This is a genomic window from Streptococcus sp. 27098_8_148, assembly GCF_041432105.1.
Classification (GTDB): domain Bacteria; phylum Bacillota; class Bacilli; order Lactobacillales; family Streptococcaceae; genus Streptococcus; species Streptococcus parasanguinis_AE.
This window is the reverse complement of the sequence record NZ_JAPVYY010000005.1, coordinates 81,697-97,502: the sequence shown is the minus strand read 5'-3', so window position 1 is coordinate 97,502 and position 15,806 is coordinate 81,697. Positions and strand designations below refer to the sequence as shown.

The following is a 15,806-nucleotide window of genomic DNA, read 5'->3' as shown; positions in this document are numbered from 1 at the left end:
TTTAAGGTAAGTTAACGGATGAACGACTTAACCTTCACGTTTTTTGCTGGCTACAAAGCCTGCTAAAGCTAATGAGGTCATACCAAAGAGGCTAAGGACTGTTGATGCCAATTCATCTTGACCTGTTTTTGGAAGACCAGTTGCTGGTGTAGCAGCTACTTCTGCTTGACCACCCGTATGATAAGTGACAGCGACTGGTTTGTTTGTTGCCACTTCTTTTGTTTCGCTTGCAGCTGGTTGAGCTGGAGTTACTGGGCCTTCAGGTTGTGGAGTTGGGGTAGTTGGGGTAGCAGGAGTTACTGGAGCTACAGGATGAACTGGATTTACAGGACTTACTGGATCAACTGGCGCTGGCTGTGGTTCCGGTTGTGGTTGAGGAGTTGGTTGTGGTTCTGGAGTAGGTGTTTCTTCTTCCACTTTTTCCACAAAGGTCTTGTTGCCCAAGATTGAAGCAGACAACTTTTTCCCTGCCTTATTCACATCTTCGATGTATTGGATAAAGACTTCAGTATCCGGATTAATCGCACCGATCAATTTTGTATCACGGAAGACTGAGAAGCCATCTCCGCCACCATACAAGAAGTCGTTGATAATCGCCTTGTAGGTCTTGTTGCGATCAATTTCGGTTCCGTCTGCCTTGTAAGCTTTCACGACCTTATAAGGATTTTCTTCCGTTGCATCGGCTGGTTTCGTATAGGTGTACTTGATCCCTGCCATTTGCAAGAAGTAAAGTTCTTTCTCATCATATTGTTGGTCCAAAGCTTTATAAATTTGGTCTCCGGTAATTTCGACTACTTGGAGGATATTTCCAAATGGTTGTACTGCTTGAGCTGCACCCCAAGTGACTGTTCCGTCTGGTTTCACCACGAGGTCTGCACGGATTCCTCCATTATTGGTGAAGGCAAAGTCAACATCTGGATAACCTGATTTTTTGGCAATATCTAGTTGCGCTGCTGTAACCAAATCTCCAACAGCACTTTCTTTTTGTGCATTCAATTCACGGGTAATATTTTCAGCCTTGTCTGCTGTACCGATTTTTGCTTCTGTTACTTTTTTAACCGTCGTATTGGCATCATCGATGATCGCTTGAACCTTGGCATCTTTTGCTTTGCCTTTAGATGGATCTACTGCAATAATTTTAGCAGTTGGAGCTTTAACAAAGTCAGCTGTATCTGTATCTAGGACTCCACGGACATCCGAGTAGGCTTTCCCTTGAGACGTACCTTGAACGATCAAGGTATTTCCAACCATCCCGTTTGTATATTGGTGGTTGTGACCTGCAAAGACGATATCCACTGAGTTTTCAGGATAGATTTGGTTTAATTTTTTAATCATGTCTGCAGCAGGACCTTCTGCTACACCATTCTTACTAGTGGCAGCAACGTGGGCCAAGACAGCGATAGCATGAACTCCTTGGTCATTTAATTCACGCGCATATTTGGCAATCGATTCTGCTTCATCCAAAACACGGTATTGTTCATGATTTTTACGCAAAACAAGATTTGGGAATTCTGTCGTAACAACCCCGATAAATCCGACCTTAACGGTCTTGTCATTGACTGGGATTTCTTTGATGGTATAAGGTTTCCAGTCAAATGGGATTTTGTTGGTATCCTTGTCGACCAAGTTGGCAATCACGACTTCTTGTTTAGAAGCTTCATGAGGATACTCATCGACAATCTTATTGAATTGACCAGGTGTTGGGGCTTCTCCCTTCATGATCCGGTTGAATTCACCAAGTCCTTCGTCAAACTCGTGATTACCAAGAGTTCCGTATTCAAAGTTCATTTCATTGAATACTTTTACAGTTGGTTCATCTTGAAGGAGGGCAGAGTTGGCTGGACTAGCTCCGACCATATCTCCAGCTTGCACACGGATGCTGGCATTTGGCGTTCCGGCATTCTCCGTTTCAAAGTCTTTTTGCGAATCGTTCAAATAGGTTGCCAAAAGTGGGGCTGTTCCTGCGTTTTTCACAGTTTCGCCTTCTAAACGAGCTGTACCTGTTTGTTCCAAGGCACCGTGGAAGTCATTGACGCCCATGAACTGCACGGGTAATTCGTCTGCGAAAACGCTATTGATCGCGAAAACACTAAGACCCGCAGCGACCGCTAGGATACTGCTTTTCAAGATAATTTTTTTCTTCATAGAATACTCCATTTTCTAATGTAGAACACTTCTCCAAAAAGGAGAACGCAGAACAGTTGATTTGCTGCAATCAGCTCTTCCATTTTACTATTTTTTCGGTTTTACTTCAATATTTTCCTGGAAACTCTTACAATTTTATCGGAAAACGCTTGATTTCCGAACATCTATTTTCAGTCTCTTCCTTTTGTTACTTGCTGTTCCTCACAAAAGAGGCTGGGACAAAAGTCCTAGCCTCTCAATTATTTTTGGATTGTCGAGCAAGACGCAGTGGTTGAGTGGGCTCTACTACACTGATTTCATCAGCTTTTACAGCCCTACTCAACTGTGCGGAGGTGGGACGACGAAATCGAATTCTAACGAATTACCGATTTCTGTCCCACTCTCTTTTCTTATTTATTCACGTTTTCCCATTTCCAGTTTTGAACTTCTGGAATGTCGTCTCCGTTTTCACGGATGTAGTCATGGTGGAAGGCGATTGTTTCATCCATCTTCGCTGCAAATGCGCTTGCTGCATCTCCAAGAGCTGCATTAGCTGCATCTTGTGCCAAGTGGAAGCGATCCAACTCAGACATCACACGCATATCAAATGGTGTAGTGATATCCCCGTTTTCACGGTAACCATGCACGCGCAAGTTATGGTTGTGACGGTTGAAGAAGATATCACGGATCATGCCTTCATAACCATGGAAGGCAAAGATGACTGGTTTATCAGTTGTGAAGACTTTGTCGAACTCTTCATCTGAAAGTCCACGCGCATCAACGGATGGGTGACGCAATTTCAAGATGTCGATAACGTTGACAAAGCGGATCTTCAATTCTGGGAAGGCTTTGTGCAAGATTGTGATGGCTGCAAGAGCTTCTAAGTTTGGCTCTGTACCTGCAGCTGCAATAACAAGATCTGGTTCTTCATCTGCTGAAACAGTTGAAGCCCAATCGATCACCTTGTATCCTTCACGAACCAATTCTTCTGCTTCAGCTGCTGAGTAGAATTGAGGACGTGGGTGTTTTGAAGAAACGATCAAGTTGATCACATCTTCTCCCTTGAAGGCTTCATCCATCACTGCAAGCAAGCTATTGGTATCTGCTGGCAAGTACTCACGGATATATTCAGGAGTTTTCTCAGCCAAGTGAGTCAAGATACCTGGATCTTGGTGAGTGTAACCATTGTGGTCTTGTTGGAAGACAGTTGAAGTTGCAATCAAGTTCAAGGCTGGGTAGTTTTTACGCCATGTTGTATGTGTCTTAGACTTACGCAACCATTTGAAGTGTTGAGTGATCATAGAATCTACAACACGAAGGAAGGATTCATAAGAAGCGAAGAATCCATGACGACCTGTCAAGACATATCCTTCAAGCATTCCTTCTGCTTGGTGCTCTGACAATTGAGAGTCAATGACACGACCAGCAGGGCTCAAGGCTTCATCGTAGTCTGGTTTCATACGTCCTAACCATTGACGGCTTGTACGAGTGAAGACTTCTTGAAGACGGTTTGATTTGGTTTCGTCTGGACCGAAGATACGGAAGTTATCTGGGTTCGCATCTACCAAGTCTGCCGCATACTTACCAAATTCGATCATGTCTTGAGCCATGATTTCACCTGGTGTGTTGAATTGAAGGGCATGTTTCTTCCAATCAGCTGTGTTCATTGGTTTGATCACACCAGCATTTGTGATTGGGTTCATCGCCATGCGACGGTCACCTTTTGGTGCAATTTCAGCAATTTCAGGAACTAGTTTACCAGTTTCGTCGAACAATTCAGCTGGACGGTAAGATTCCAACCATGAAAGAAGAGCATCAACATGCTCCATGTGGTGAGCATCTACTGGGATTGGCACTTGGTGCGCACGGAATCCACCCTCGATTGGTGTGCCTTCCCATGCTTTTGGACCAGTCCAACCTTTAGGGATACGAGCAATCAAGACAGGGTATACTGGTTGAGTTGCTTCTTCAGCAGAACCTTTACGAGCTTCTGCTTGGACTTTCTTGATTTCTTCAATTGCTTCGTCCAATTTTTCAGCGAACAAAGCGTGGGCAGTTTCGTGGTCTTCTGAAATTGCAGTGACATTCGCAAAGATTGGTTTCCAACCAAGACCTTCAAAGAAGAGGGCCAATTCTTCGTCTGTTTTGCGTTCGAAGATGGTTGGGTTGTGGATCTTCCCACCGTTGAGGTAGAAGATTGGAAGGATAGCCCCATCGTTGACTGGGTTCAAGAAGGTATTTGACAACCAACCAGCCATCAATGGACCTGTTTCTCCTTCACCGTCACCGATAACTGTGGCAGCAATCACATCTGGATTATCCAATACAGCACCTGCAGCGTGAGAAAGGGCATAACCAAGTTCTCCACCTTCGTGGATAGATCCTGGTGTTTCAGGCGCAGCGTGAGAAGCAATTCCTCCTGGGAATGAGAAGATCTTACACAAGTGTTTGAAACCTTCTTCATTTTGTGGGATGTTTGGATTCAATTCAGTATAAGAACCATCTAAGTAAGAGTTCGATACCATTACCTGTCCACCGTGACCTGGTCCTTCAATGTAGAACATATCCAAGTCATATTTGTTGATGGTACGGTTCAAGTGAGCATAGATAAAGTTTTGCCCTGGTACAGTTCCCCAGTGTCCGATTGGGTGAGCCTTCAAGTCGTTTTCAACGACTTCGCGCTTCAACAACGGGTTATCTTTTAAGTACATTTGAGCAGCTGAAATGTAGTTGGCTGCACGCCACCAAGCGTCTACTTTATCCAAGTAAGCTTTGCTGTTATAATCGACAGTCATCTTGTCTCCTCACAATTTCTAGACAGGTCTGTTGAACAACCTGTTCGTTTGATCAATAGTTTAAACAATCTGTTTTCACGACAAACAGATGATATTGAAGAAAATATTCAATATTACTTCTATTCTATCAAGAATTTCCCTTTTTGTACATCAGAAAGTAAGAAAAATATTCTTTGAACGTCAAATTTTAATTTCCCACTAAAGTGGTTCCATTCCCTACAGGGATAGGTTTTAAAAAAAGACTTTGCTGATTTTTGCAAACCAGCAAAGTCCCAAATGAAATGGAGTAGGTTAAATGACTTTTTGACCTTTCTTGTAGACATCTGTCACTAGATTTGTCGCAAAGAAATAGAAGAGATAATCTAGATTTGGTGCATCAAAGATGGTAATGTCAGCCTGTTTGCCAACATCGAAAGAGCCGATTGTTTTAGCACGATCTACTGAATAGGCTGCATTGATGGTCACTGCATTGAGAATTTCTACTGGAGTTAGGCGCATCATGAAGCAACCCAGATGCATGGCAAACTGGAGATTGGCTGTTGGACAAGACCCTGGATTGCTGTCCGTTGTTAGGGTGATGGCCATCCCAGCGTCCAACATCTTACGAGCCGGTGCATAGGTATCTTCCATGAGGCTGAAGGTTGTAGCAGGCAAAAGATTTCCAATCACTTTTGCTGCAGCTAATTTTTGAATGCCTTCATCGGTAATCACCATCAAGTGTTCTGCACTAGTAGATTCCAATTCAGCCGCCACATCAACACCACCAATGGATTCGATTTCATCGGCATGGATCCGTAGCTTGAAGCCCATCTCCTTAGCCTTTGAAAGAAGATAGCGAGATTCATCTGCTGTAAAGACACCTTTTTCACAGAAGATATCACAGAACTCAGCTAGCTTTTCTTCCTTCACTTTGGGAAGCATTTGCTCCACAATGAGATCTAAATATTCTTGGGAACGGCCCTTGTACTCTGTGGGAATCGCATGGGCTGCCATAAAGGTTGATACCAGATCAATTTCATGATCCCGATCCAATGCAGCCACAACATCCAACTGGCGTTTTTCAGTTTCCCAATCCAAACCATAGCCACTCTTGGCTTCGACAGTAGTCACCCCATGACGCAACATGTAATCCAACAGTCGTTTGGACTTGTCATAGAGATTGTCAAAAGAAGCTTCCCGTGTCGCCCGAACCGTGCTCAGAATTCCACCGCCTTGGGCGAGGATGTCTAAGTAAGAAACACCCGCTAATTTTTTCGCAAATTCATGTTCACGACTACCTCCATAGACCAAGTGGGTATGGCAGTCAATCAGGCCAGGAGTCGCAACTTTTCCTTCACAGGATTTCACTTCCGTATGGTCATCAATCAGTTCTGGATCTGGTTGACCTGTCCCAACTGCAAGAATTTTTCCATCCTTAATAGCGATATAAGCATCGGAAAGGATTTGCGCTTCTGCCATCTCCTTGCCATAGAGAGGATGACCCAGATCATTCGGACAAAACAATTGGTTAAAGTGGGTTAATAGGATATCAGCAGACATATGAAACATTCCTTTCTATTTCCATTGTTATTCATTTTACAATTCTACAGGAAAAGCGTCAAAAAAAAGTCAAAAAGTTTTTCCCTCATTTTTTTTTGCTTTATTAAAGATTATATTTTTTTTTGACTCTTTATTGACGTTTCTTCGATACAATAAAGAAAATATAAATTCACAGTCCAACTATAAGGAGGGTTCTGCTATGTCATTTATAGACGAGAAAGAAATTGCAGCTGCTATGTCTGTCAAACTTGACTTTGATGTCCTACCTGAAAAGGCGACTTTTCAAGAAGGCATCCGTCGTGCACCTGATAGAGGCTTCCGCTTAACGCAAGCTCAGACTGAAATTGCCCTTAAAAATGCTTTGCGTTACATTCCTAAAAAATTCCACCAAGAGTTGATCCCAGAATTTCTGGAAGAACTGAGAACTCGCGGTCGGATCTATGGCTATCGCTTCCGTCCAAAAGATCGGATCTACGGAAAACCAATCGATGAGTACAAAGGAAAATGCACTGCTGCTAAGGCTATGCAGGTCATGATCGACAACAACTTGAGCTTTGAAATTGCCCTTTATCCATATGAATTGGTCACTTATGGGGAAACAGGATCTGTCTGCGCCAACTGGATGCAGTACAACTTGATCAAGAAATACTTGGAAGTCATGACAGAAGACCAAACCTTGGTGGTTGAATCTGGTCACCCTCTAGGCCTCTTCAAATCGAAACCAGAAGCTCCTCGTGTCGTCATTACTAACGGTCTCTTGATTGGTGAATATGACAATATGCACGACTGGGAAATCGCTGAAGAAATGGGCGTTACCAACTACGGTCAGATGACGGCTGGTGGCTGGATGTACATCGGACCTCAAGGGATCGTTCACGGTACCTTTAACACCCTTCTTAATGCTGGACGTCTTAAACTCGGTGTGCCTGATGATGGCGACTTAACTGGTAAACTCTTTATTTCATCTGGTCTCGGTGGGATGAGCGGCGCTCAAGGGAAAGCAGCTGAAATTGCAAAAGCGGTTGCCATTGTCGCTGAAGTCGACCGCTCTCGGATCGAAACGCGCCACTCTCAAGGTTGGATTAGCCAAGTGACCGACAGTGCGGAAGAAGCTGTAAAATTAGCTCAAGCAGCACTGGAAGCTGGTGAATCAACTTCGATTGCCTACCATGGTAATATCGTAGACTTGCTCGAATATGTCAATGAACACCAAGTGCACGTTCATCTCTTGTCTGACCAAACCTCTTGCCACAACGTCTATGATGGTGGCTATTGCCCAGTTGGTATCAGCTTTGAAGAACGGACACGTTTGTTGGCAGAAGACAAAGAAACCTTCCATCGTTTGGTCGATGAAACCTTGGCTCGTCACTTCGCAGTGATTAAAGATTTGACGGCTAAAGGCACCTACTTCTTCGACTATGGTAATGCCTTCATGAAATCCGTTTACGACTCAGGCATCAAGGAAATTTCTAAGAATGGTTTGGATGACAAGGACGGCTTCATTTGGCCATCTTATGTAGAAGATATCATGGGACCTATGCTCTTTGACTATGGTTATGGTCCATTCCGTTGGGTCTGCCTCAGCGGTAAACACGAAGACTTGATTGCAACTGACCACGCAGCAATGGAAGCGATCGATCCAACTCGTCGCTACCAAGACCGCGATAACTACAACTGGATTCGCGATGCTGAGAAGAACCAATTGGTGGTTGGTACCCAAGCTCGTATCCTCTACCAAGATTGTATGGGCCGTGTCAACATTGCTTTGAAATTCAATGAACTCATTCGCCAAGGCAAGATTGGACCAGTCATGATCGGACGTGACCACCACGACGTATCTGGTACAGATGCTCCATTCCGTGAAACATCAAACATCAAAGATGGATCAAACGTTACTTGTGACATGGCGGTTCAATGTTACGCCGGTAACGCTGCTCGCGGTATGAGTCTTGTTGCTCTCCACAATGGTGGTGGTACTGGTATCGGTAAAGCTATCAACGGAGGATTTGGTCTCGTTCTAGACGGTAGTCACCGAATCGATGAAATTATCAAATCTGCTATTTCATGGGATACCATGGGCGGGGTTGCTCGTCGGAACTGGGCACGGAACGATCATGCTATTGAAACAGCGATCGAATACAACCGTCTCCATGCAGGAACAGACCACATCACTATTCCTTATCTTGCAGACGATGATTTGGTCAAAGATGCGGTTCAAAAATTGTTTTAATATCAAAAAATAAAAATCTGAGAAAGGGGAGGAAAATGCAAAGACTCCTCCTCCCCACTTCTCCTATAAAAAGAGGTAATTATATGGCAAAAATTGTTGAGTGTATTCCAAACTTTTCTGAAGGACGCAATCAGGCTGTGATCGACGGATTGGTAGCCACAGCAAAAAGCATCCCAGGTGTCACATTATTAGACTACTCGTCTGATGCTAGCCACAACCGCAGCGTCTTTACACTCGTTGGGGATGAAGAAAGCATTCAAGAAGTAGCTTTCCAATTGGTGAAATATGCATCTGAAAATATCGATATGACCAAGCACGAAGGCGAACACCCTCGGATGGGGGCAACAGACGTTTGTCCATTCGTTCCTGTCAAAGATATCACTACAGCAGAATGCGTTGAAATCGCTAACAAAGTGGCCGAACGCATCAATCGCGAATTAGGTATTCCAATCTTCCTTTATGAAGATGCTGCAACTCGCCCAGAACGGAAAAACTTGGCTAAAGTGCGCAAAGGACAATTTGAAGGAATGCCAGAAAAATTGTTGGAAGAAGACTGGAAGCCAGACTACGGCGAACGCAAGATTCACCCAACTGCAGGGGTTACAGCCGTTGGTGTCCGTATGCCACTCGTTGCTTTCAATATTAACCTTGACACAGACGACCTAGATATTGCCAATAAAATTTCTAAAATCATTCGTGGATCAAGCGGTGGATACAAATACTGTAAAGCGATCGGTGTCATGCTAGAAGATCGTAACATCGCCCAAGTCTCTATCAACATGGTCAACTTGGAACAATTCCCATTGTATCGTGTCGTTGAAACCGTTCGTTTCGAAGCACAACGCTACGGGGTTCGAATCATCGGAACAGAACTCATCGGACTTGCTCCTGCTAAGGCTTTGATCGACTCAGCTGAATACTACTTGCAATTAGAAGACTTTGACTACAGCAAACAAGTCTTGGAAAATCACTTGTTGGGTTAGAAAGGGGATCTATGAAACTAGTTGACTTAAGTATTACAGAGTTTGCCAAGGTCCTTGGTTCGGATGCTCCAGCTCCAGGTGGTGGTTCTGCTGCTGCCCTATCCGCTGCGAATGGGATTTCCCTTACAAAAATGGTCTGTGAACTGACCATTGGAAAGAAAAAATACGCAGAATTTGAAGACCACATCAAAGGGGTTCACGAAAAAAGCACTCACCTCCAAGACCAATTACTAGAAGCCATCGACAAGGATACAGAAGCTTTCAATGTCGTATCAGCTGTCTTTGATCTTCCAAAAGAAACGGAAGAAGAGAAAGCCGCTCGTCGTGAGGCCATGCAACAAGCCTTGAAACAGGCAACTGAATCTCCTTTCTCTATGATGGAGCTCATTGTCGAGGCTCTTGAAACCACAAAAGAAGCTGTCGGCAAATCCAACACCAATGCGGCAAGTGACTTAGGGGTAGCTGCTCTGAATCTCAAAGCTGGCCTTCAAGGGGCTTGGCTCAATGTCTTGATCAACATTTCAGGAATCAAGGATCTAGACTTCGTCCAAGAATACTACAGCAAGGGACTTAAACTTCTCCAAACCGGTTCTGATCTTGCAGATAACATTTACCAAACCATTTTAGAAAGTCTATCTTAAACCTAGCAAATAAAAATAAAGAAAGAAGGGATTCTATGGTTTTATCGGATATTGAAATCGCCAATTCTGTCCAAATGAAGCCCATCACCGATATCGCTGCTGAACTTGGATTGACCGAAGACGATATTTCGCTCTACGGAAAATACAAGGCAAAAATTGATAGCAACCAACTGGAACAACTCAAGGATAAGGAAGATGGAAAGCTGATCCTCGTGACAGCCATCTCCCCAACACCTGCTGGAGAAGGAAAGACAACCACCTCTGTTGGCTTGGTCGATGCTCTTTCAGCTATTGGTGAAAAAGCCGTCATTGCTCTCCGCGAACCTTCTCTTGGCCCGGTCTTTGGGATCAAGGGTGGAGCTGCCGGTGGCGGGTACGCCCAAGTGGTTCCAATGGAAGATATCAACCTTCACTTTACCGGAGACTTCCATGCCATTGGGATTGCCAACAACTTGCTTGCAGCCTTGATTGACAACCATATCCATCACGGCAATGAGTTGGGCATCGATTCTCGTCGCATCACCTGGAAACGGGTGGTCGATATGAACGACCGTCAACTCCGTCATATTGTCGATGGTCTTCAAGGAAAAACAAACGGAGTTCCTCGTGAAGATGGCTTTGACATCACCGTGGCTTCTGAAATCATGGCCATTCTCTGTCTCTCAGAAAATATCCTTGATCTCAAAGAACGTCTTGATCGCATCATTATTGGGTACAACTACCAAGGACAACCGGTCACAGCCAAAGATCTCAAGGCTGGAGGTGCCATGGCAGCTGTCCTCAAAGATGCCATTCATCCGAACTTGGTGCAGACTTTAGAACATACTCCTGCCATCATCCACGGTGGACCATTTGCCAATATCGCCCATGGCTGTAACAGTGTGCTGGCTACTAAACTAGCCCTCAAATATGCAGACTATGTTGTGACAGAAGCTGGCTTCGGAGCAGACCTCGGTGCTGAAAAATTCATCGACATCAAGTGCCGTATGGCTGGACTCAAACCTGCTGCCGTTGTCCTCGTCGCAACCATCCGTGCCCTCAAAATGCATGGTGGGGTTGCCAAAGCGGACTTGGCTACTGAAAATGTCCAAGCCGTGATCGATGGTCTACCAAACCTAGACAAACACTTGGCCAACATTCAAGAAGTCTATGGTCTACCAGTGGTCGTTGCCATCAACAAATTCCCGCTGGATACAGAAGCAGAGCTAGAAGCTGTCTATGAATCTTGTAAGAAACGCAATGTAGATGTGGTCATTTCAGATGTCTGGGCAAAAGGTGGAGCTGGTGGTCGTGACTTGGCTGAAAAAGTCATTCAACTGGCTCAAGAAGAAAACCACTTCTCTTATGTCTATGACGAAGAAGACAGCATTGAAACAAAATTGACCAAGATTGTTACCAAAGTCTATGGTGGTAAAGGCATCAGCTTAACACCAGCGGCCAAACGCGAACTGAAAGAATTAGAAGCTCTTGGCTTCTCGAACTACCCAATCTGTATGGCCAAAACCCAATATTCCTTCTCAGACGATGCGAAGAAAATGGGAGCACCAAAAGATTTCACAGTTAAAATCAGTAACCTTAAGGTGGCTGCCGGAGCTGGCTTCATCGTAGCTCTCACTGGTACCATTATGACCATGCCTGGCCTACCTAAAGTTCCTGCCAGTGAAAAGATTGATATCGATGCCCACGGCAATATCACTGGTCTCTTTTAAGAAAGAAGGCGTCCTATGGTGACTCTCCTTCATCTTACCCCCGCAGATTATCAAATTTCTACCTGGTCCGGTGGCCAAACCACCCAACTCTTTCTCTCCCCAGAGGGAGGAAGCTATCCAGATCGGACCTTTGACTTCCGCCTCTCTACTGCAACGGTAGAGGTTGAAAAAAGTAACTTTACCGATCTCACAGGCTACCACCGAATCTTGATGCCCTTGAATGCCTCCATTAGGCTCACCCATCACCATAAAGAAGTGGTTTTGAACCCCTTTCAAAGCTACTTCTTTGATGGGGGAGATCCTGTATCTAGCCAAGGGACTTGTCAAGACTTTAATTTGATTTACAAACCTTCTTATCAGGGGCATATGAGTGCTATATCCCCAAAAGAGAGTGTCAAAAGTCAGAGTCGCTATCAATTGATCTACGCTCTCTGTCCACTAACACTCGAATGGGGAACCAATCATTCTCAAACTCTCCAAACTCACGAGCTCCTGGTGATCGAACAAGCATCTCCTCTTCAAGAGATGACAATCACGTTTTTACCCCATCAGTCTGGGGAGCAACCGATTGCTATCTGGACTGGACTACAATAATGTTCACAAAGGAGAAACATTATGAACGGAGCACATAAACAGTCGATTGAGGAACAAGAAAAAGCGAAATTCAGCTTTAGCGGTGCCACTCTTTACGGTATCAACGCCGTAATCGGATCTGGTATCTTCCTCCTTCCTCAAAAAATTTATTCTGGCCTCGGACCAGCTTCTCTAGCTGTCATGTTCGGGGTTGCCATTCTCGTCATGCTACTATCAGCCTGTCTGGCTGAAACAGCTGGCTACTTCGACAAAAACGGTGGAGCCATGCAATACTCAAAAGCCGCTTTCGGAGACTTCGTTGGCTTTAACGTTGGGATTCTCGGTTGGGCCGTTACTGTTATCGCTTGGGCTGCCATGTTAGCCGGATTTGCTAAGATCTTCATCATCACCTTCCCAGCATTTGAAGGCTACAACCTTCCGATCAGTATCGGTATGCTGATTCTCTTGAGTCTGATGAACATTGCCGGTCTGAAAACCTCTAAGATGTTTACTCTGACAGCTACTGTTGCAAAATTAATTCCAATTGTCCTCTTCTCACTCTTTGCCATCTTCTTCATTCCCGGTGGCGTGAGCAAGGGCAACTTCACACCTTTCCTTCAATTGGAAAGTGGAACAAACCTCTTCAGTTCTATTTCTAGTACAGCCGTCTACATCTTCTACGGTTTCATCGGATTTGAAACCATGTCTATCGTTGCAGGGGAAATGCGCAACCCTGAAAAGAACGTTCCCCGCGCTATTCTAGGTTCTATCAGTATTGTATCTGTTCTCTACATGTTGATCATCGCAGGAACAATCGCCATGCTTGGTGGTCGCATTATGCAAACTGGTGCACCAGTACAAGACGCATTTGTCGAAATGATTGGCCCTATCGGAGCTCCACTCGTTTCTTACGGAGCCCTCATTTCAATCGCCGGTCTAAACATCGGTGAATCCATCATGGTCCCTCGTTTTGGTGCCGCATTAGCAACTGAAAAACTCTTGCCAGAAGGGCTTGGAAAAACAAACTCTAAGAATGCCCCTGTCATTGCCATTATCATTTCTGGTATCTTCGCCTTCTTACTCTTGTTATCTGGCTCTTTCGAAACATTAGCAACCTTCAGTGTTGTCTTCCGTTTCTTCCAATACATTCCAACTGCTTTGGCAGCCATCAAACTCAGAAAAATGTACCCAGACAAAAAGGTTACCTTCCGAGTACCATTTGGTCCTGTTATCCCAGTTCTAGCTGTTGTGATCAGTATCTTGATGATTGCAGGGGACAACATGATGAACTTTGTTTGGGGTGCCATCGGTCTCGTGATCGCAAGTGGACTCTACTTTGTTTTCCACGGCGATAAACTACATAAATCGAAAACCCTTCCTCACTAATTTTCTTTACACACTAGATGGGAACAGAGACGGGAGTGAAGCTCGGTTTTGCTCCCTAACCCATCTAGGACTCCACGAATGTCAAACCTGAGCCCTTTTCTCTATGACTCTTTTCAATTTTTATGATCAATAGACAATGGGCCCATGTTTGGTATTCAAACCGAAGTAAACAACACTACTTCCACAGAACAACTATTCATAATCGGAGGTTTTATATGACTCAATTGATTCATTTAGATGGTAATAGCTTAACACTCGAAGAAGTCATCGCTGTCGCTCGGCACGGTGCCCAATGTGAGCTTGATGAACAAGCCAAAGAAGCCGTTATCGCATCCCGTAAAATCGTTGATGACATTGTCCGGGAAAAACGAGTCGTCTATGGTGTAACCACTGGCTTTGGTTCCCTCTGTAATGTCAGCATCTCTCCAGAAGATACTGTTCAACTGCAAGAAAATCTGATCCGGACTCACTCATCTGGCTTCGGTGATCCACTTCCTGAAGATGCCGTTCGTGCCATCATGCTGATCCGTATCAACTCACTCTTGAAAGGTTATTCTGGCATTCGTCTGTCAACTGTTGAAAAACTGTTAGAATTGCTCAACAAAGGAGTCACTCCTTATATCCCTGAAAAAGGCTCTCTCGGAGCTTCTGGAGACTTAGCACCACTTGCTCATATGGTTTTACCAATGTTGGGTCTTGGACGCGCCTACTACAAAGGAGAACTTCTCAGTGGTCAAGAAGCCTTAGATCGTGCTGGAATTGAAAAGATCCAATTAGCTGCCAAAGAAGGGCTTGCCTTGATCAATGGTACGACTGTCCTAACCGGTATCGGTGCTCTTGCGACTTATGATGGTATCCAATTGCTCAAACTCTCTGATATCGCTGGTGCTCTCTCAATGGAAGTTCACAATGGAATTACCAGTCCATTCGAAGAAGACCTTCATACCATCCGCCCACAAAGTGGACAATTGGCAACTGCTCGCAACATCCGTAACCTTCTTGAAGGAAGCAAGAATACCACTGTTGCGACTCAACAACGGGTCCAAGATCCTTATACACTTCGCTGTATCCCTCAAATTCATGGGGCCAGCAAGGATTCTATTGCTTACGTAAAAGAAAAAGTTGAAATCGAAATCAACTCTGTCACAGATAACCCAATCATTACCAAAGAAGGACACGTCATCTCAGGAGGTAACTTCCACGGTGAACCAATGGCGCAACCATTTGACTTCTTAGGCATTGCCCTTTCTGAAATTGGGAATGTATCCGAACGTCGGGTGGAACGCTTGGTCAACAGCCAACTCAGTAAATTACCATCATTCTTGGTCAAACACCCTGGACTCAACTCAGGCTTCATGATTACCCAGTATGCTTGTGCATCCCTTGCATCGGAAAATAAAATTTTGGCTCACCCTGCTAGTGTCGATTCTATTCCATCTTGTGAAAACCAAGAAGATTTCGTCAGCATGGGAACGACTGCCGCTCGTAAAGCAGCAGAAATTCTTAAAAACTCACGTCGCATCGTTGCTACTGAAATCATGGCAGCCTGCCAAGCCTTAGATCTCAAACCAGAAAATCATGAACTTGGTAAAGGGACAAAACCAGCTTATGAGCTGATTCGTCAAAAACTGAACTTCATTGAATTTGACAAAGATATCGAAATCTTTGAAGAACTCAATAAAGCATCTGCTGTTGTCGAAAGCGAAGAATTCTTAGCAACCATCGAAAAAGCAGTTGACTTAAGCATTCAATACTGATACAGTAAGAATAAAGCAAAACAGAGGCTGGCGATCTTCTCAGCCTCTGCCTGCTTTCAGAAAAATAAG

At 44.5% G+C, this 15,806-nt stretch carries 10 protein-coding genes; 7 read left to right on the top strand and 3 right to left on the bottom strand.

What is annotated here, in order from left to right; genetic code table 11:
- Positions 1–27 precede the first annotated feature (27 nt).
- From O3646_RS05740 to hutI, 3 genes are all read right to left on the bottom strand, one after another.
- The gene (locus O3646_RS05740; RefSeq protein WP_173020150.1) at positions 28–2,145 is read right to left on the bottom strand and encodes a bifunctional metallophosphatase/5'-nucleotidase; all 2,118 of its coding nucleotides are present in this window, start codon (positions 2,143–2,145) and stop codon (positions 28–30) included.
- A gap of 389 nt (positions 2,146–2,534) precedes the next feature.
- A complete protein-coding gene (locus tag O3646_RS05735; RefSeq protein WP_129823949.1) occupies positions 2,535–4,919 on the bottom strand; it encodes a phosphoketolase in 2,385 nt (794 codons plus the stop codon).
- 291 nt (positions 4,920–5,210) lie between these two features.
- The gene (hutI, locus tag O3646_RS05730; RefSeq protein WP_037608072.1) at positions 5,211–6,458 is read right to left on the bottom strand and encodes an imidazolonepropionase; all 1,248 of its coding nucleotides are present in this window, start codon (positions 6,456–6,458) and stop codon (positions 5,211–5,213) included.
- Between the two features lie 199 nt (positions 6,459–6,657).
- On the opposite strand from hutI, the gene O3646_RS05725 reads away from it, so the two are divergent.
- The 7 genes from O3646_RS05725 (at position 6,658) to hutH (ending at position 15,737) form a co-directional block, all read left to right on the top strand.
- Complete coding sequence (locus O3646_RS05725) at positions 6,658–8,688, top strand: urocanate hydratase (protein ID WP_129823948.1); 2,031 nt, start codon at positions 6,658–6,660, stop codon at positions 8,686–8,688.
- An 83-nt stretch (positions 8,689–8,771) separates the two neighbouring features.
- Positions 8,772–9,671 carry a glutamate formimidoyltransferase gene (ftcD, locus tag O3646_RS05720; RefSeq protein ID WP_049515960.1) on the top strand — a complete coding sequence of 300 codons (900 nt, stop codon included), beginning with the start codon at positions 8,772–8,774 and terminating at the stop codon, positions 9,669–9,671.
- Positions 9,672–9,682: 11 nt separating this feature from the next.
- Complete coding sequence (locus tag O3646_RS05715) at positions 9,683–10,312, top strand: cyclodeaminase/cyclohydrolase family protein (RefSeq protein WP_129823947.1); 630 nt, start codon at positions 9,683–9,685, stop codon at positions 10,310–10,312.
- A gap of 35 nt (positions 10,313–10,347) precedes the next feature.
- The gene (locus tag O3646_RS05710) at positions 10,348–12,021 is read left to right on the top strand and encodes a formate--tetrahydrofolate ligase (RefSeq protein ID WP_003008645.1); all 1,674 of its coding nucleotides are present in this window, start codon (positions 10,348–10,350) and stop codon (positions 12,019–12,021) included.
- Between the two features lie 15 nt (positions 12,022–12,036).
- The gene (locus tag O3646_RS05705; RefSeq protein WP_003013270.1) at positions 12,037–12,615 is read left to right on the top strand and encodes a HutD family protein; all 579 of its coding nucleotides are present in this window, start codon (positions 12,037–12,039) and stop codon (positions 12,613–12,615) included.
- 21 nt (positions 12,616–12,636) lie between these two features.
- On the top strand, positions 12,637–13,980 hold the full coding sequence (locus O3646_RS05700) for an APC family permease (RefSeq protein ID WP_031576513.1): 1,344 nt from the start codon (positions 12,637–12,639) through the stop codon (positions 13,978–13,980).
- A gap of 215 nt (positions 13,981–14,195) precedes the next feature.
- A complete protein-coding gene (gene hutH / locus O3646_RS05695; protein ID WP_301362563.1) occupies positions 14,196–15,737 on the top strand; it encodes a histidine ammonia-lyase in 1,542 nt (513 codons plus the stop codon).
- The last annotated feature ends 69 nt before the right edge of the window (positions 15,738–15,806 follow it).

Excerpts from the sequence above, each read along its gene's own strand:
- O3646_RS05740 (WP_173020150.1), bottom strand. The coding sequence starts at position 2,145 with ATGAAGAAAAAAATTATCTTGAAAAGCAGTATCCTAGCGGTCGCTGCG.
- O3646_RS05735 (WP_129823949.1), bottom strand. The coding sequence starts at position 4,919 with ATGACTGTCGATTATAACAGCAAAGCTTACTTGGATAAAGTAGACGCT.
- hutI (WP_037608072.1), bottom strand. The coding sequence starts at position 6,458 with ATGTCTGCTGATATCCTATTAACCCACTTTAACCAATTGTTTTGTCCG.
- O3646_RS05725 (WP_129823948.1), top strand. The coding sequence starts at position 6,658 with ATGTCATTTATAGACGAGAAAGAAATTGCAGCTGCTATGTCTGTCAAA.
- ftcD (WP_049515960.1), top strand. The coding sequence starts at position 8,772 with ATGGCAAAAATTGTTGAGTGTATTCCAAACTTTTCTGAAGGACGCAAT.
- O3646_RS05715 (WP_129823947.1), top strand. The coding sequence starts at position 9,683 with ATGAAACTAGTTGACTTAAGTATTACAGAGTTTGCCAAGGTCCTTGGT.
- O3646_RS05710 (WP_003008645.1), top strand. The coding sequence starts at position 10,348 with ATGGTTTTATCGGATATTGAAATCGCCAATTCTGTCCAAATGAAGCCC.
- O3646_RS05705 (WP_003013270.1), top strand. The coding sequence starts at position 12,037 with ATGGTGACTCTCCTTCATCTTACCCCCGCAGATTATCAAATTTCTACC.
- O3646_RS05700 (WP_031576513.1), top strand. The coding sequence starts at position 12,637 with ATGAACGGAGCACATAAACAGTCGATTGAGGAACAAGAAAAAGCGAAA.
- hutH (WP_301362563.1), top strand. The coding sequence starts at position 14,196 with ATGACTCAATTGATTCATTTAGATGGTAATAGCTTAACACTCGAAGAA.